This window comes from Janthinobacterium agaricidamnosum, from assembly GCF_003667705.1.
In the GTDB taxonomy this organism is placed as follows: domain Bacteria; phylum Pseudomonadota; class Gammaproteobacteria; order Burkholderiales; family Burkholderiaceae_D; genus Janthinobacterium.
This window is the reverse complement of record NZ_CP033019.1, coordinates 6,010,649-6,028,125: the sequence shown is the minus strand read 5'-3', so window position 1 is coordinate 6,028,125 and position 17,477 is coordinate 6,010,649. Positions and strand designations below refer to the sequence as shown.

At 63.2% G+C, this 17,477-nt stretch carries 14 protein-coding genes; 5 read left to right on the top strand and 9 right to left on the bottom strand.

Translation table 11 applies throughout. The features are described from left to right. Window positions 1-18: 18 nt before the first annotated feature. From D9M09_RS27180 to D9M09_RS27155, 6 genes are all read right to left on the bottom strand, one after another. On the bottom strand, window positions 19-1,161 hold the full coding sequence (locus D9M09_RS27180) for a sugar ABC transporter permease (RefSeq protein ID WP_070218947.1): 1,143 nt from the start codon (window positions 1,159-1,161) through the stop codon (window positions 19-21). Next, a complete protein-coding gene (gene xylG / locus D9M09_RS27175; protein ID WP_070288885.1) occupies window positions 1,158-2,729 on the bottom strand; it encodes a D-xylose ABC transporter ATP-binding protein in 1,572 nt (523 codons plus the stop codon). The genes D9M09_RS27180 and xylG overlap by 4 nt, the downstream gene beginning before the upstream one ends. A gap of 197 nt (window positions 2,730-2,926) precedes the next feature. Further along, entirely contained in the window at window positions 2,927-3,901 is a 975-nt protein-coding gene (xylF, locus tag D9M09_RS27170) for a D-xylose ABC transporter substrate-binding protein (protein ID WP_099377905.1), read from the bottom strand. 150 nt (window positions 3,902-4,051) lie between these two features. Continuing rightward, window positions 4,052-5,839 carry an IlvD/Edd family dehydratase gene (locus D9M09_RS27165; protein WP_121670805.1) on the bottom strand — a complete coding sequence of 596 codons (1,788 nt, stop codon included), beginning with the start codon at window positions 5,837-5,839 and terminating at the stop codon, window positions 4,052-4,054. Beyond that, window positions 5,836-6,603 (bottom strand): SDR family NAD(P)-dependent oxidoreductase, encoded by a 768-nt coding sequence (locus tag D9M09_RS27160; protein ID WP_121670804.1) that lies wholly within the window; start codon window positions 6,601-6,603, stop codon window positions 5,836-5,838. The genes D9M09_RS27165 and D9M09_RS27160 overlap by 4 nt, the downstream gene beginning before the upstream one ends. Window positions 6,604-6,630: 27 nt before the next feature. Then, the gene (locus tag D9M09_RS27155; protein ID WP_121670803.1) at window positions 6,631-7,791 is read right to left on the bottom strand and encodes a fumarylacetoacetate hydrolase family protein; all 1,161 of its coding nucleotides are present in this window, start codon (window positions 7,789-7,791) and stop codon (window positions 6,631-6,633) included. Window positions 7,792-8,220: 429 nt separating this feature from the next. Between D9M09_RS27155 and chvE the strand changes: the two genes are divergently transcribed. From chvE to mmsB, 3 genes are all read left to right on the top strand, one after another. Then, window positions 8,221-9,243 (top strand): multiple monosaccharide ABC transporter substrate-binding protein, encoded by a 1,023-nt coding sequence (chvE, locus tag D9M09_RS27150; protein ID WP_225243237.1) that lies wholly within the window; start codon window positions 8,221-8,223, stop codon window positions 9,241-9,243. Window positions 9,244-9,356: 113 nt separating this feature from the next. Continuing rightward, on the top strand, window positions 9,357-10,898 hold the full coding sequence (mmsA, locus tag D9M09_RS27145) for a multiple monosaccharide ABC transporter ATP-binding protein (RefSeq protein ID WP_121670802.1): 1,542 nt from the start codon (window positions 9,357-9,359) through the stop codon (window positions 10,896-10,898). Further along, window positions 10,888-12,105: a multiple monosaccharide ABC transporter permease gene (mmsB, locus tag D9M09_RS27140; RefSeq protein ID WP_070218940.1), complete on the top strand. Its 1,218-nt coding sequence runs from the start codon at window positions 10,888-10,890 to the stop codon at window positions 12,103-12,105. The genes mmsA and mmsB overlap by 11 nt, the downstream gene beginning before the upstream one ends. 81 nt (window positions 12,106-12,186) lie before the next feature. Here mmsB and D9M09_RS27135 read toward each other — a convergent pair whose 3' ends face one another. From D9M09_RS27135 to D9M09_RS27125, 3 genes are all read right to left on the bottom strand, one after another. Then, window positions 12,187-12,702, bottom strand: coding sequence for a hypothetical protein (locus D9M09_RS27135; protein ID WP_070218939.1), 516 nt, complete (start codon window positions 12,700-12,702; stop codon window positions 12,187-12,189). Window positions 12,703-12,822: 120 nt separating this feature from the next. Further along, a complete protein-coding gene (locus tag D9M09_RS27130; protein WP_070218938.1) occupies window positions 12,823-14,454 on the bottom strand; it encodes an NAD(P)-binding protein in 1,632 nt (543 codons plus the stop codon). After that, a complete protein-coding gene (locus D9M09_RS27125; protein ID WP_121670801.1) occupies window positions 14,454-15,965 on the bottom strand; it encodes a polyamine aminopropyltransferase in 1,512 nt (503 codons plus the stop codon). Before D9M09_RS27125 ends, D9M09_RS27130 begins: the two co-directional genes overlap by 1 nt. Window positions 15,966-16,024: 59 nt before the next feature. Here D9M09_RS27125 and D9M09_RS27120 point away from each other — a divergent pair, with 59 nt between their 5' ends. Then, entirely contained in the window at window positions 16,025-16,411 is a 387-nt protein-coding gene (locus D9M09_RS27120) for a DUF350 domain-containing protein (protein WP_070313122.1), read from the top strand. Window positions 16,412-16,442: 31 nt separating this feature from the next. Then, window positions 16,443-17,471: an SPFH domain-containing protein gene (locus tag D9M09_RS27115; protein ID WP_121670800.1), complete on the top strand. Its 1,029-nt coding sequence runs from the start codon at window positions 16,443-16,445 to the stop codon at window positions 17,469-17,471. Window positions 17,472-17,477: the final 6 nt, after the last annotated feature.

Below are 17,477 nucleotides of genomic sequence, written 5' to 3'. Positions count from 1 at the left end.
TGCCAGATCGTTTCACGGCTATCTGCGTCCGGCTCGCGTGCTGACATCGACCCACACGGCGAGGGTGAGGATACTGCCTTTCACGATCATCTGCCAGTAGGTGTCCACGTCCAGCATGGACATGCCGTTATCGAGGCTGGCCATGACCAGCGCGCCGATCAGGGCGCCGTACACGGTGCCCGAGCCGCCGCGCATCGAGGTGCCGCCGATGAAGCAGGCGGCAATGGCGTCGAGTTCGCTGAAGGTGCCGGCGGACGGCGAACCGGCCGCCAGGCGGCCCGTGTTGATCAGGCCAGCGAGCGCGCACATCAGGCCCATGATGCCGAAGATCCACAGCTTGACGGCTTTGACGTTGATGCCGGACAGGCGCGTCGCTTCCATATTGCTGCCCACGGCGTAGATGCGGCGGCCGAACACGGTCTGGCTGGTGATGTAGCTGAACAGTCCCAGCAGCGCCAGCAACAGCAGCACGGGCAGCGGGATGCCTTCATAGCCGTTCAGGGTCCGCACGAAGGCATACAGCACGGCGCCGATGACGGCCAGGCGCAGGCCGTCGGCCCAGGGCGCCGTCTGCGGCAAGCCATGCTGGGCGCGGCTGGCGCGCGCGCGCCACGTCAGGAAGGCGGCCAGCAGGAACAGGCCGATGCCCAGCACGATGCCGGGCACCGCAGGCAGGTAGCCCTGTCCCAGGTAGACCATCGGCTCGGAGACGGGCGCGATCGTGATGCCGCCCGTGATGCCCAGCAGGATGCCGCGATACGCGAGCATGCCGCCCAGTCCCACGATGAAGGACGGGATGCCCCGGTACGCCGTCAGGTAGCCATTGAGCAGGCCGATCACCAGGCCGCAGCCCAGCACCGCCATCAGGTTCAGCGCCAGCGGCCAGTGCTGCGTGACGTCCAGCACGGCGGCGATGCCGCCGAGTAGCCCCAGCAGGGAGCCGATCGACAGGTCGATCTCGCCGGCGATAATCACCAGCACCATGCCGCAGGCGAGGATGCCGGTGACGGACATCTGGCGCAGCAGATTCGACAGGTTGCGCGGCGTGAGGAAGCTGCCCTCCGTTTTCCACGAAAAAAAGGCCCAGATCAGCGCCACGGCGATCAGCAGGGCCAGCATCTTGTATTGGGTGAACAGCTGTTTGATACTGTGCGGTTTCATGCTGCGGGTTCCTTGTTTGCGGTGTTGGCGGCGGGCGCCGGGCGCTGGTCCAGCGCCGCCGCCAGCACGGTTTCCTGGCTCAGGCCATCGTTGATAAAGTCGCCGCGCAGGCGGCCTTCGCCCATCACCAGCACGCGGTCGGACACGCCCAGCACTTCAGCCAGTTCCGACGAGACCATGATGATGGCCACGCCCCGGTCGGCCAGCGCCAGCATCAGTTTGTAGATTTCATATTTGGCGCCCACGTCCACGCCGCGCGTGGGCTCGTCGAGGATCAGCACGCGCGGGCGCGTCAGCAGCATCTTGGCCAGCACGGCCTTTTGCTGGTTGCCGCCCGACAGGCTCGTAATGGGCAGCGACGGGCTGGCCGCCTTCAGTTCCAGCTGCGCGATCTCGCCGCGCACGGCCGTCAATTCCGCCTCGCCATCGATGCGCGTGGCACGCGCGAATTGCTCCAGCACGGCCAGTGTGATGTTCTGCCCCACGTCGAGATCGGGCACGATGCCGTGATGCTTGCGGTCTTCCGGCACCATGGCCAGGCCCATGGCAATCGCCTTTTGCGGGGACGAAGTGTCGATGCGGCGGCCATCGAGCCACACTTCGGCCTGGCACGGCCCCTGGTAGGCGCCGAACAGGGCCGAGACGAGTTCCGTGCGCCCCGCCCCCACCAGGCCGGCGATGCCGAGGATCTCGCCCTTGCGCAGGGTGAACGACACATCGTCGACGCGCTTGCGCTGCGGGTTGTCGGCATCGATGCAGCTCACGTGGCGCGCCTCGAACAGCACTTCGCCGATAGGTGCCGGCTGCGCACGCTGCGGATACAGCTGGCTCATTTCGCGGCCCACCATCTGCGCGATGATGCGCTCGACGTTCATCTGCGCCATCGGCGTGGTGGCGATATGCTTGCCGTCGCGGATGACGACGATGGTGTCGCAGATGGCCGCCACTTCATCGAGCTTGTGCGAAATGTAGATGCAGGTGACGCCTTTGGCCTTCAGCGCGCGCAGGATATCGAGCAGCACGGCGATTTCCGAGGCCGTCAGCGACGACGACGGCTCGTCGAGTATCAGCAGGCGCGCATTCTTGTTGAGCGCCTTGGCGATTTCCACCAGCTGCTGGTGGCCGCCGCCGTAATTCATCACGGGCTGCGCCACGTTCAGTTCGGGAATTTTCAGTTCGCGCAGCAGCTCGTCGGCGCGCTTGTACATGGCCGCGTAATGCATGCGCCCGCCGGGCAGGGTAAGCTCGCGGCCCATGAAGATATTCTCGGCCACGGACAGCTGCGGCACCAGCATCAGTTCCTGGTGGATGATGATGATGCCCGCGTCTTCCGTGTCGCGGATCGATTGCGCGCGCAGGGGCTGGCCATCCCACAGGATCTCGCCATCCCAGGTGCCGTGCGGGTACACACCGGACAGCACCTTCATCAGGGTCGACTTGCCGGCGCCATTCTCGCCGCACAAGCCGATGCACTCGCCGGCCCGCACCTGCAGGTCGATGCCGTCAAGCGCGCGGACACCGCCAAACTGTTTGACGATGCCTTTCATTTCAAGCAGATAGTCGGACATGCTCACTCTCGTTGCGGATACGGGGGAAATGTCGGATTACGCGGCGCCCATGGCGCCGCTAATCCGACCTACGGTCGATGCGGACGGCCGACACCACCACCGGCGTTTCCGGAGCCGGCGATTGTCGGATAACGGCCGATGCGGGCAATCGTAGGTCGGCTTAGCGCGCAGCGCGTAAGCCGACAGCAAGCGGGTAATCAATTACCCAGCTGCGCCTTGGTATAGAAACCGTCGTCGACGAGAATGTTCACGTTCGCCTTGGTCAAGGGCGTGGGTTTGAGCAGCACCGTGCTGACTTTTTTCAGGCCGTTGTCATAGCTGGAGTTGTAGGCGGGCTTTTCATTGCGCGCCAGTTGCACGGCCAGCTTGGCCGCTTCGGCGGCGATGGTTTTCAGGGGTTTGTAGACGGTCATCGACTGCGTGCCGGCGATGACGCGTTTGACCGCCGCCAGATCGGCGTCCTGGCCCGAGACCGGCACCTTGCCGGCCAGTTTTTGCGCGGCCAGGGCCTGGATGGCGCCGCCGGCCGTGCCGTCGTTCGAGGCGACGATGGCATCGATCTTGTTGCCGTTGGCCGTCAGCGCGTTTTCCACGATGGACAGCGCTTCGGTGGCGCTCCAGTCCTTCACCCACTGCTGGCCGACGATCTTGATATCGCCCTTGTCGATGAACGGTTTGAGCACCTTCATCTGGCCTTCGCGCAGCATCTTGGCGTTGTTGTCGGTGGGCGAGCCGCCCAGCAAATAGTAATTGCCCTTCGGCTGCAGCTTGGTCACGCCTTCGGCCTGCATCTCTCCCACTTTCTCGTTGTCGAACGAGATATACGCATCGATATCGGCGTTCAGGATCAGGCGGTCATACGACAACACCTTGATGCCGGCCTTTTTCGCTTCCTTGACGGTGTTGTTGAGCACCGTGGCATTGAACGGCACGATCACCAGCACATCGACGCCGCGCGAGATCAGGTTTTCGATCTGCGAAATCTGGCGCTGCTCGCTGGCGTCGGCCGACTGCACGAAGACCTTGGCGCCCTGCTTTTCGGCGGCGGCGATGAAGAAATCGCGGTCGCGCGTCCAGCGTTCCACGCGCAAGTCGTCGATGGAAAAGCCGATCTTCGGGTTTTTCGCATCGGCCAGGGCGGCGCTGCTGCTCAATGCCAGCATGGCGGTCATGATGGCTGCACTGATGATCTTGTTCATTGTGTGTCTCCTTGTGGATTTTTTAGCTACATTTTTTAACTGCGGGTACTGCTGAAAAATTTTATGTCTGTGGTGGTGTCGGGTTACGCGCGGAGCGCTACCCGACCTACCGCGACCTGCCTGCTAATGGTTGTGGCGCGGCAGGGTCTGGCCCACGGCGCGGTATTTCAGGGCCAGCTCCATGCAGGCGCCCGTTTCCAGCTGGCCCACGCTGGCGCGGTAGATTTCCTGCCACGGCGTGGCGCTGCCGTTGACGGGCGGCGGCAGTTCCTGGGCGCGGCGCGCCAGTTCAGCCGCATCGACCAGCATGTCGCACTGGCCCCCGTTCAGGTCCACGCGGATGATGTCGCCCGTGCGCAGCAGCGCCAGGCCGCCGCCGACGGCGCTTTCCGGCGACGCGTTCAGGATCGAGGGGCTGTCCGAGGTGCCCGACTGGCGCCCATCGCCCAGGGTCGGCAGGTTCAGAATGCCCGCCTTCAGCAAGGCGTCGGGCGGCTGCATGTTGACCACCTCGGCCGAACCGGGCCAGCCGACAGGGCCGGCGCCGCGCATGACCAGCATGCAGCTGTCGTCGATATTGAGCGCCGGGTCGTTGATGCGCGCGTGATAGTCAGCAGAACCGTCAAAGACGATGGCGCGCGCCTCGAACACGCCCTCGCTGCCAGGGCGCGACAGATAGCGCTCGCGGAAGGCGGGCGAGATCACGCTGGTTTTCATGATGGCGAAGTCGAACAGGTTGCCCTGCAAGGCCATGAAACCGGCCTTTTCCTTCAGCGGCGCGGCAAACGGGCGGATCATCTCGCGGTCCGCGCTCTCCCGGCCTTGCAAGTTGGCCGCCATGCTCTGGCCCGTGACCGTCAACCGGTCCGCATGCAGCAGGCCCGCCTGCTGCAGCTCCCACATCACGGCCGGCACGCCGCCGGCGCGGTGGAAGCGTTCGCCCAGATACTTCCCGGCCGGCTGCATGTTCAACAGCAGCGGCACGTCGTAGCCGTGCGCCATCCAGTCGCTCGAGTGCAATGCCACGCCCGCATGGCGCGCCATGGCCATCAGGTGCGGCTGGGCGTTGGTGGAGCCGCCGATGGCCGCGTTGACGATGATGGCGTCCAGGAAGGCCTCGCGCGTGAGGATGCTCGACGGGCGCACGTCGTCATGCGCCATGCCGACGATGCGGCGCCCCGTTGCATAAGCGATCTGGCCCCGTTCGCGGTACGGCGCGGGGATGGCCGAGCAGCCCGTCAGCGACATGCCCAGCGCTTCGGCCAGCGCATTCATCGTCGATGCCGTGCCCATGGTGTTGCAATGGCCGGCCGACGGCGCCGAGGCGGCGGCGATCTGCAGGAATTTGTCGTTGTCGATCAAGCCGGCGGACAGCTGGCGGCGGCCCTTCCAGATGGCCGCGCCGGAACCGACCAGTTCGCCGTCCATCCAGCCGTCGAGCATGGGGCCGCCCGACAGCACGATGGCGGGAATGTCCACCGTGGTGGCGGCCATCAATTGCGCCGGCGTGGTCTTGTCGCAGCCCGTCGTCAGCACCACGGCGTCGATCGGATAGCCATGCAGGATCTCCACCAGGCCCAGATACGCGAGGTTGCGGTCCAGCGCGGCCGTGGGACGGCGGCAGTTCTCGAAGATCGGGTGCAGCGGGAATTCCATCGGGATGCCGCCCGCGTCGCGGATGCCGTCGCGCACGCGCTGGGCCAGCTCCAGGTGGATGCGGTTGCAGGGGCTGATATCGCTGCCGCTTTGCGCGATGCCGATGATGGGCCGGCCCGAGCGCAGTTCCTCGGCCGTGATACCGTAGTTCATGAAGCGCTCGAGGTACAGCGCCGTCATGTCGATGTGGTCGGGATTATCGAACCAGTCCTGCGAGCGGAAGCGCCGCACCTGGCGGTTGCCTGAGGTGCTCATGCGCCGTACCAGCCTGCGTCGACATAGTATTCGCGTCCCGCGCACTTGGCGGCGTTGTCGGACGCCAGGAACAGCGCCAGCGCCGCCACGTCTTCCGGCTCCACGCGCAGTTGCAGGCATTGTCCCTGCAGGATCACGGCTTCCGCTTCCGGCGTATGCCACAGCCGCTCCTGGCGCGGCGTGCGCACGGCGCCTGGAATGATGCAGTTGACGCGGATACCGTCGGCACCCAGGTCGCGCGCCAGGCCGCGCGTCAGGCCCTCGATGCCGGCCTTGGCCGTCATGTAGATCGACAGGTTCGCCTGCGCCAGGTGCCAGGAAATCGAGCCCAGGTTGAGGATCACGCCGCTGCCCTTGGCGCGCATGGCCGGCGCCACTGCCTGGGCGCAAAAATACTGGTGGCGCAGGTTGACGGCCATGCGCTCGTCCCAGTAGGCGGGCGTGACGTCCTGCAGCTGGTGGCGGTCGTCATTGGCCGCGTTGTTGATGAGGATATCCGTGGCGCCCGCGCTGTGTGCGATCTCGGCGAAGGTGGCGGCCAGGGCGCCCAGGTCCGTCAGGTCGCAATAGCGGAAAACGGGCGGCTGCGCCAGGTGCGCCAGCTTTTCCTGCAGCGCCAGCGACGCCTCGCGGGCGATGTCGAGAAAGGTGACGTGGGCGCCCTGGCGCGCGAACGCCTCGACGATGGCCACGCCGATGCCGGTGCCGCCGCCCGTGATGACGACGCGTTTATCAGCCAGGCTGGGATAGGTTGCATGCTGCATGGTGTCTCTCTTTTTAAAATAATCGGATCAAAGCAAGCCGCGTTGCGCCAGGTTCTGGTACAGCGCGCGCACGCCGAACGTCCAGGGGGCAATCGCATCGCAGCGCTGCACTTCGTTGACCAGCGCACCCAGCGCGGCGCTGGCAATCGTCACGCGGTCGCCCAGGTGGTGCGTGAAGCCGCCGCCCTGCGCGCCGCGGTCCTTTACGGGCGAGAACATGGTCCCGAGGAACAGCATGAAACCGTCCGGATACTGGTGGTACTGGCCTGCCGTCTGGCGCACCAGGTCGAGCGGGTCGCGGCTGATTTCGCGCATGAAGCTGGCGCCTTCGAGCACAAAGCCGTCGTCCGCGCCTTCGATCAGCAGCGACACTTCCGCCTCGCGCACGGTGTCGAGCGTGAAGTGCTCGTCGAACAGGCGGATGAAGGGGCCGATGGCGCAGGAGCCGTTGTTATCCTTGGCCTTGCCCAGCAAGAGGGCGCTGCGCCCTTCGATGTCGCGCAGGTTGACGTCGTTGCCCAAGGTCGCCCCCAGCACCTCGCCACGGCTGTTGACGGCCAGGACGATCTCGGGCTCCGGGTTGTTCCAGGCGGACGATGGCAGCAAGCCCACCTGCGCGCCGCAGCCGACCGACGACATCGGCTGCGCCTTGGTAAACACTTCCGCATCGGGGCCGATGCCCACTTCCATGTATTGCGACCAGGCGCCGCGCTGCTGCAGCTGCTGTTTCAAGCGCTGCGCCGCCTCCGAGCCGGGTTTTAATTCGGACAAGTCGCCGCCCAGTGTCGTTTGCAGCGCGGCGCGCAAGCTTGCCGCGCGCGCCGCGTCGCCGCCCGCCTGTTCCTCGATCACCCGTTCGAGCAGGCTGACGGCGAAGGTCACGCCGCAGGCCTTGACGGCCTGCAGGTCGCACGGCGCCAGCAGCAAAGGCTCGCCGGCCGGCGCGGCCAGCGCCTGCTCCAGCAGCGCCTGCACGGAGCCGAGCGCAGTGCCGGGCGCATGGCGGGCGATATCGAGCGCATCGCCGCGTTCGAACAGCTCGGCCACCGTCGCTACCGTCTGCGTGATGTCGACCACCTCGCCGCCGCGCACGGCGACGACGCAGGGGCCGTCACGCCAGATGCGGCCGATGAGGAGGGCCTGCGCCAGGTCGGCGGGCAACAGGGAGGCGGGGGAAATCGGCTGCATGGCAAGCTTTCAAAAGGTCGTGACGGGATGGCTGGTCTTCAAGTTCGGACCGATTCTGCGCGCCGCCCTGTGTCGCCGCAATTACGAAAATCACCAAATTGAATGATGATTATTGGTATTGCAGCGCACCAAAAAAAGCCGCCGCCCGGCCCCCGTTCCCGTCCTTTCCGCAGGCGGGAAAGCATGCAATGGCGCATTGCATCAATTGGCCTATCGATATCGTTTTGGATATCGACTATGCGAAAAAAGTGATTGGTGAGGGATGGATGGACAAACTAGTATCAGCCGTGGCCCGCAATCGGCCATTCGCACGGAGCCCGCCCGCTGGACGACGGCCCTGGCACATTCAACTATCGAAGACGGTGGAGACCTGAAATGAAAACAACAATGAAAATGCTGACCGCGAGCCTGGCGCTGGCCATCTCCGGCATGGCGGTAATGCCCGTGGCAAGCGCCGCAGACAAGGGCGCGATCGGCATCTCGATGCCGACCAAGTCGTCCATGCGCTGGATCGCCGACGGCGACAACATGGTCAAGGTATTCAAGGAGCGCGGCTACAAGACGGACTTGCAGTTTGCCGACGACGATATCCCGAACCAGCTGGCGCAGGTGGAAAACATGATCACCAAGGGCGCCAAGGTGCTGGTGATCGCCGCCATCGACGGCACCACCTTGTCGAACGTGCTGCAAAAGGCGGCCGACAAGGGCATCAAGGTCATTTCGTATGACCGTCTGATCCGCGGCACGAAAAACATCGATTACTACGCCACCTTCGACAACTTCCAGGTCGGCGTGCTGCAAGCGGGCTATATCGAATCGGCGCTGAAACTCAAGGAAGGCAAGGGTCCGTTCAATATCGAACTGTTCGGCGGCTCGGCCGACGACAACAACGCGCACTTCTTCTACAACGGCGCGCTGTCGGTGCTGAAACCGTACATCGACAGCGGCAAGCTGGTGGTGCGCTCGAAGCAGATGGGCATGGAAAAGGTCGCCACCCTGCGCTGGGACGGCGCCGTGGCGCAGGCCCGCATGGACAACCTGCTCAGCGCCTATTACGGCAATGCGAGAGTCGACGCGGTGCTGTCGCCGTATGACGGCTTGAGCATCGGCATCCTGTCCTCGCTCAAGGGCGTCGGCTACGGCACGCCGAAACAGCCGTTCCCCGTCGTGACGGGCCAGGATGCGGAAATCCCGTCGGTGAAATCGATCATCCGCGGCGAACAGGCATCGACCGTGTTCAAGGACACGCGCGAACTGGCCAAGGTCACGGCCAACATGGTCGACGCGATGATGAGCGGCAAGACGCCGGCCGTCAACGATACCAAGACCTATAACAACGGCGTGAAGGTCGTGCCGTCCTACCTGCTGAAACCGGTCACCGTCGACAAGGCGAACTGGAAGCAGGTGCTCGTCACCGGCAGCGGCTACTACACGGAAGCGCAAGTGAAATAAGCATCCATGGTACTGAAGGCCCGGCACTGCCGGGCCTTTCGCTTCACGCACGATCAAGAACAAGACTGCCGCACGGCCGCTGCCCACCAGCGCGGCCGTGCCAGAGAGGTTATATGACGAACACTATCCTGGAAATGCGCGGGATACGCAAAACATTCCCGGGCGTCGTTGCGCTCGACAATGTCAACCTGCGGGTACGCAGCGGCGAGATCCACGCCATCGTCGGCGAAAACGGCGCCGGCAAATCGACCCTGATGAAAGTGCTGAGCGGCGTTTACGGCCATGGCAGCTATACGGGCGACATCGATTACCTGGGCCAGACGCGGCACTTCCGCGGCATCAAGGACAGCGAAGAAATCGGCATCATCATCATCCACCAGGAACTGGCGCTGGTGCCCCAGCTGTCGATCGCCGAGAATATCTTCCTCGGCAACGAACCGTCCCGCATGGGCGTCATCGACTGGGAATACGCGCAAGCGAAGACGCGCGAACTGCTGCACAAAGTCGGCCTGAAGGAGTCCCCGGACACCCTGATCACCAATCTGGGTGTGGGCAAGCAGCAGCTGATCGAGATCGCTAAGGCGTTGTGCAAGGACGTCAAGCTGCTGATCCTCGACGAGCCGACGGCCAGCCTGAACGAAAGCGACAGCGCGGCCCTGCTCGACCTGCTGCTGGGCCTGAAAGCCCAGGGCATCGCCTCGATCCTGATTTCGCACAAGCTCAATGAAATTTCAAGAGTCGCCGATGCCATCACGGTGCTGCGCGACGGGAACACGGTCGACAGTTTCGACTGCCGCACGGAGCCCGTCAGCGAAGACCGCATCATCGAAAAGATGGTCGGGCGCGAAATGGCGGACCGCTATCCGCCGCGCACGCCCACCATCGGCGAGACCATTTTCGAAGTGCGCGACTGGCGCGTCTTCCATCCCGAGCATGCCGACCGCCCCGTCATCAAGGGCATCAATATGCACGCGAAAAAGGGCGAGATCATCGGCATCGCCGGCCTGATGGGCTCCGGGCGCACGGAACTGGCGATGAGCCTGTTCGGCCGCGCCTACGGCCAGCGCATCAGCGGCACGGTGCTCAAGCATGGCCAGGAGATCGACGTCAGCACCATCGGCAAGGCGATCGCGCACGGCCTCGCCTATGTCACGGAAGACCGCAAGGGCCTGGGCCTGATCCTCGAGGAAGACATCCAGAAGAACACCAGCCTGGCCAACCTGGACGCGATTTCGCGGCACATGGTGATCGACGAGCAGCGTGAATTCGGTGTGGCCGAGGAGTTCCGCCGCAAGCTCAAGACCCGTTGCTCGAGCGTGGCGCAGAAGGTGGTCAACCTGTCCGGCGGCAACCAGCAGAAAGTGGTGCTGGCGAAATGGCTGTTTTCGCGCCCCGACGTGCTGATCCTCGATGAACCGAGCCGCGGCATCGACGTGGGCGCCAAGTACGAGATCTACAGCATCATCAGCGAGCTGGCCGCCGAAGGCAAATGCATCATCATGATTTCCTCGGAAATGCCGGAATTGCTGGGCATGTGCGACCGGATCTATGTCATGAACGAAGGCCGCTTCGCGGCAGAACTGAGCGCGGCAGAAGCATCGCAGGAACGCATCATGCGCGCGATCGTTACACACGGAGAAAACAATGGACAATAAACTGACAGCAGGCGCGCCGGCAGCAGCAGCGCCAGCGGCCGCGCCGCAAGCGAAAAGCTATGCCGGCTTCTTGAAAAACAATATGCGCGACTACGGCATGCTGCTCTCGCTGATCGTCATCATGGGCTTTTTCCAGTACATGACGGACGGCACCCTGATGCAGCCGCTGAACCTGACGAACCTGGTGCTGCAAAACAGCTACATCGTCATCATGGCGCTGGGCATGCTGATGGTCATCGTGGCCGGCCATATCGATTTATCCGTCGGCTCGGTGGTCGGCTTCGTCGGCGCGCTGGCCGCCGTCCTGATCGTCAACTACCACATGCATTTTGTCGCCGCCAGCATCCTCTGCCTGCTGGCCGGCGCCGTCATCGGTGGCGCGCAAGGCTATTTCGTCGCCTTCTTTAAAATCCCGTCCTTCATCGTCACCCTGGCCGGCATGCTGGTGTTCAAGGGCCTGACCCTGGCGCTGCTGGCAGGCCAGTCGGTCGGCCCCTTCCCGGAAGGCTTCCAGATGCTCAGCTCCGGCTTCCTGCCCGACCCGTTCGGCGGCGACAACCTGCGCGGCCTGTCGCTGCTGCTGGGCGTGATCGCCGCCGCGGCGCTGATCGTCACCTCGCTGCGCAGCCGCGCCAAGCAACTGAAACACGGCATGGAAAACGAGCCGCGCGCCTTCTTCCTGCTGAAAAATGCCATTTTCGCCGCCGTGATGGTGTATTTCAGCTACCTGCTGGCGTCGTACCGTGGTTTTCCCAACGTGCTGGCCGTGATGTCGCTGCTCATCGTCGCCTACACCTTCATCACCAACCGCACCGTGCTGGGCCGCCGCGTGTATGCCGTGGGCGGCAACGAAAAGGCGGCGCGCCTGTCGGGCATCAAGACGGAACGGGTCAGCTTCTACACCTTCGTCAACATGGGCATGCTGGCCGCGCTGGCCGGCCTGATCTTCGCGGCGCGCCTGAACACGGCCACACCGAAGGCGGGCACAGGTTTCGAGCTGGACGTGATCGCCGCCTGCTTCATCGGCGGCGCCTCGGCCTCGGGCGGCGTGGGCAAAGTGATGGGAGCCGTCATCGGCGCCTTCATCATGGGCGTGATGAACAACGGCATGTCCATCATGGGCATCGGCATCGACTACCAGCAGGTGATCAAGGGCCTGGTACTGCTGGCGGCCGTGTTCATCGACGTGATTAATAAAAATAAATGAGAAGAACAAGGAAGCACAGGTTCGAGCCTTAGGGGGCTCTGGCCGGCGTTCGCGCCGGCCTTTTTTATTCCATTCACATCATCAATATGATTTCAGCAAGCCACCACGAAGCTTTCGCAACGAAAGATACCCACCACTGACCACGAAAACACCTTCCTCGTTCCTGATCTCGATATTGCCCTCATCCCAGCGCAGCAAGCGCGGCAAATTCTGCCGATAGATAACGATGCCAGTATGGCGCGCTTCCTCGACATAATGCATTTTTAACAGACGCACTTCTATTTCCCCAAGCATGCCAAGTCCATTATCCCGTACCTTGAATGCGGCCGGAAGGACGGCTATCAGCGAGAACAACGATCCTATCCCCGCCCCCAGCAATACCACCTCAAGTGGCGCCTTCGATTCACGATCCAGAGAAAAAAGATAAGTGATGGCTACCATGCATATCAGCAGGGTAACGATCCAGGAAGTTGCCTGGGCCTTGGATTGAAACAGCACAAAGTAGCGCCACTTTGCTAGCGGAAAGAAAATAGACGTGACACTACGGCGTATTTTTTCCATCCTGCCGTCCTCAAACCGATGCTTTGTCTGCTTCATTTTCGCTCCATTGTTAACACAAAAAGAAAGCTGTCCGCACAAGCGGTACAGCTATTTATTATGTTTTGGAAAAAAATGAAGAGGTTGACAGAAATCATCTAAGGCGACTTTTGCATCGCGTCAGACAGCCGCCAGCCGCGCCGCCCTATCCCCCCACCATGCCGCCTCCTCGAACACGGAAAAGCCCGACAAATCCGCATGCGCGAACAGGATGGCGCCGTCGTGTTCGCGCAAGGCCTTCAAGCCCGCGTTGCTGCGAAAGCCCGGCAAGGGCGCCGCCATGGCGTGACCGCGCACGGTGATGTCGACGCGCTCTACGCTGCTGGCAAAATCGCGCCCATACGCCGTCTTTAAATCGACGCTGGCCAGCGCCAGCAGTTCTTCGGGGCTGGCCACATCTAACCATTTGCGCGCTTGCTGCGGCGTGCGGTCGGACAGGGCCACGTAGGCGCTGAAGACGGTTTTCTCGGGCGGGCGCACGCGGATGTCCTGGTGGGTCGAGACGACGTAGCCGAGGCCCGGTTCCTGGTACACCACGTTGTCCCAGCACAGGGGCGCATGCGGCAGTTCGTCGGGAAAGCGTTTCAGTAAAAAATTCGCCACCAGCCACGGCGCATACGCGGGCGTATCGCGTTTCGCGTCGAAGCCATAGTCGGCGATGTTCTTCACCACGCGCGCCGCCACGTACAGCGGCATGGCGCAGATGGCCTTGCGCGCCTTGACCAGGTAGGTGCGCGGCTGGCCGTCGACCAGTTCCAGGCACAGCGCTTCCACGCCGTTGGCCGTCGTCGTGAGGGAAACCACCGTGCCCGCGTGGCGCCGGACCTTGGACGCCTGTTCCATGGCCGTGGCGACCGGTTGCATGCCGCCCGGCCAGGTCAGCCAGGCGCCATTGCCCGCATTGGCGGCCTGGCCCCAGCGGCTGCAGTAGTAATGCAGGCCGGCCCAGGCCGAGACCTGGTCGTAGCGCGTGCCGTAATCGTCGCGGCAGCAGTAATTCAGATACCAGTGCAGGGTGGGCGAGGTATAGCCTTCGCGCTCCATCCACTGCTTCAAGGTGATGGTGTCGAGCGCCTGCCAGGCCGGATCTTGCGACGACGCCACGGTAGGAAAGACGAAGACGCGCTTGCCATCGTTGCCATGCGCCTGGCGCAAACGCCGCACCTCGGCAAAGAAGCGTTCATGCTGCGCCAGTTCCGCAGGCGGCACGCCTTCGGTGGGAATGAAGCCGTCCTGCCAGTGGCCGTTGAACAGCAATCGCTCTTCCGGAGCGTGCAGGATGTAGCGCTCGTCGTAATATGGCTTTTCCGCCTGCGGATCGCGCTGGATAATCCCCAGGTCGAACAGGATCTCTCGCACATGGGTCGATTCGGGCGACGGCAACGGCAGGTAATGGCCACCGGTCGGATAGGCCAGGTCGCCGAAGTGGCCGCCGGCCGCGTTGCCATACGGCTGCGGGCCATCGATCATGAGAAAATCCCTGTGCCCCAGCTTGTTCAAACGCCAGGCGGCCGTCAGGCCCGCGATGCCGGAGCCGAGGATGGCCACGTCGGTCGTCAAGGTGCGTGCAGGCGGCGGCAGCGCCGTGCCCTCGCGCAGCAGCTTGCGCAAATAATGCCCCTCGCTGCGGCCCGGATACAGCACCTTGGGCGTGATTTCCTGCCAGCGCAGATACGCGGCGATGCTGCCGATGCCGGCCGCCGCCGCCGCGGTGCCGCCGGCGGCCCACAGCATGAAGGAGCGGCGCTGCATCAGCGGATCACCCGGTTCCAGTCCTGCTCGAATTCATGCACGAGCGACTGGGTATTCAAGCGGTTCGGCGCCATGGGCAGCGGCTGCATGTCGGGCGGGAAGATGAACATCTCGCGCGTGGTGTCCGCATTCAGGTAGCGCATCGGCAGGCGGTATTGCGTCGGCGGTGCGTAGTCGAGCTGGGGCGAGGCAAGGATAAAACCCCATTCACCGAACGAGGGCACGTAGGCGTGGTAGGGCCAGGTGCGCATGCCCACTTCGCGCAGGGTCGAATTGATGGTCCAGTAGGCGTGCGGGGCAAAGAACGGCGACGTCGATTGCACCACCATCAAGCCCTTGGCCGCCAGGTGCTTTTTCACCAGGTCGTAGAACGGCACCGAATACAGTTTGCCGAGCGCGAAGCTGGACGGATCGGGGAAATCGACGATGGCCGCGTCGAACATGTCGCCGTTGTTGCGCAGCCAGACGGCGGCATCGGCATTGACGACGGTGACGCGCTTGTCCGAGAACGCGTTGTTATTTAACTTTGCCAGTTCCGGGCGCGTGGTAAACGCGGCCGTCATGGCAGGATCGAGGTCGACCACGGTGACGTGTTCGATCTGTGGATAACGCAGGATTTCGCGCAGCGCCAGGCCATCGCCGCCGCCCAGCACCAGCACGCGGCGCGCCCACGGCAGCGCTTCGAGCACGGGGTGCACCAGCGCCTCGTGGTAGCGGTACTCGTCGCGCGAGGAAAACTGCAGGTTGCCGTTGATGTAGAGCCGCGTATCGTCCTTCCAGCGCGTGATCACCAGGCGCTGGTAGGGCGTGGTGGTGGAATACACGATCTGGTCGCCGAACAGGCCGTGCTCGCCCCAGGCCACCATGCGGTCGGACATGGCAAAGCCGGCGACCAGCACCAGCATCACGGCGCAGGCGCGCAGGAAGCGCCCCGTGAGGTTCTTCAGCTCCGCGCGGAACACGTAAATCGTCCACAGGCCCACGCCCACATTGAGCATGCCGAACAAAAAGCCCGTGCGCACCAGGCCCAGGTAGGGCGACAGCACCAGCGGAAACAGCAGGGAGACGGCCAGCGCACCCAGGTAATCGAAGGTGAGCACGCGGCTGACCAGTTCGGAAAATTCGGTTTGCCGCGTGTTCAGCGCGCGCATCACCAGCGGCACTTCCATGCCGACCAGTGCGCCGATCAGGAACACCATCACATACAATAAGGTCCGAAAGGGCGCGGCCATCCACGAAAACGTCATGAACAGGATGGCGGCCGACAGGCCGCCGATCAGGCCCACGGCCAGCTCGATGTCGACGAAGCGCGAGAGCACATCGTCGTCCTTTACATACTTGGAAAAGTGAGCACCCACACCCATGGCAAACAGGTAACAGCCAATGATGGTGGAAAACTGCAGGATCGAATCGCCGAGCAGGTAGCTGGACATGGCGCCGGCGATCAGCTCATACGCGAGGCCGCAGGAGGCGACCACGAAGACGGACAAGATCAGAATCTTTTTGTTCATTGGACTTTTTTTGTTCTAATATGCGTTGACGTTATCAAATACTCATTGCGAGGAAAGCCGTGCCCGCCATCCTAAACTATCTGATCCATCTTTTACTGGCCGCCGGGCTGTTGATTGTATTTTTTATCATCTACACGCGCGTCACGCCGTATAACGAAGTGCTGCTGATCCGCCAGGGCAACCAGGCGGCGGCCCTGTCGCTGGGCGGCGCGCTGCTGGGATTTTCCGCCACCATTGCCTCGTCCCTGATGCACACGGCCGACTACCAGCAATTCTTCGCCTGGGCCTTCGGCGCCATGGTGGTGCAATTGCTCGCGTATGTGGTCACCACGCGCCTGCTGCGCATGTCGAAGGATCAGATCGAATCGAACAACAGCGCCTTCGGCGGCCTGCTGGGCGCCATTTCGCTGTCGATCGGCGCCATCAACGCCGCCTGCATTTCCTGACACCGCTTTATCTTATTCAAGGACATCCATCATGAGCCTCGGCAGCTTTATCAAGAAGCAGTTTATCGACGTACTGCAGTGGAACGAAGAGACGGAAGGCGTGCTGGCCTGGCGCTTCCCCATGCAGGATTTCGAGATCCAGAACGGCGCCATCCTGAATGTGCGCGAATCGCAGGTCGCCGTCTTCGTCAATGAAGGCAAGATCGCCGACGTCTTCGGTCCCGGCACGCACAAGCTGACGACGCAAACGTTACCGTTGCTGACCAACCTGAAAAACTGGGACAAGCTGTTCGATTCGCCGTTCAAGTCGGACGTGTATTACTTCAGCACGCGCGTGCAGACCGGCCGCAAGTGGGGCACGCCGCAGCCGATCACCATCCGCGACAAGGATTTCGACATGATCCGCGTGCGCGCCTTCGGCATGTATTCGTACCGCATCGCCGACGCCCGCACCTTCTTCACCGAGATCAGCGGCACGCGCGAAGTCTATACGCGCGACGAGGTGGAAGATCAGTTGCGCGGCATTCTGATGTCGAGCATGGCCAGCTCGCTGGGCGGCGCGAATGTTCCCTTCCTCGACATGGCGGCCAACCAGGCGCTGATGGCGCAAGAGGTCAAGGATGGCCTGACGCAGGCGTTTGCCCGCTACGGCGTGGGCCTCGATGAATTCAACGTGGCCAGCATCAGCCTGCCCGAGGAATTGCAGGCGGCGCTCGACGAGCGTATTTCCGCCGGCATGAAGGGCGGCCTGGGTGCCGACAAGATGAGCGGCTACACCAAATTCCAGGTGGCCAACGCGATCCCGCTGGCGGCGCAGAACGAGGGCGGCATGGCCGGTATCGGCGCGGGCCTCGGCGCCGGGCTGTCGATCGGCCAGGTGATGGCGCAAAGCATGGGCGGTGCGCTGCAGCAGCCCGCTCCGGCGGCGCCACCCGCACCCGCGGAAGAACCGGTCGAGGCGCGCCTGGAAAAACTCAAGGGTTTACTGGACAAGGGACTCATTTCGCCGGCCGACTACGATGGCGCCAAGGCTGAACTGCTGAAAAAACTGATCGGCTGATTAGGG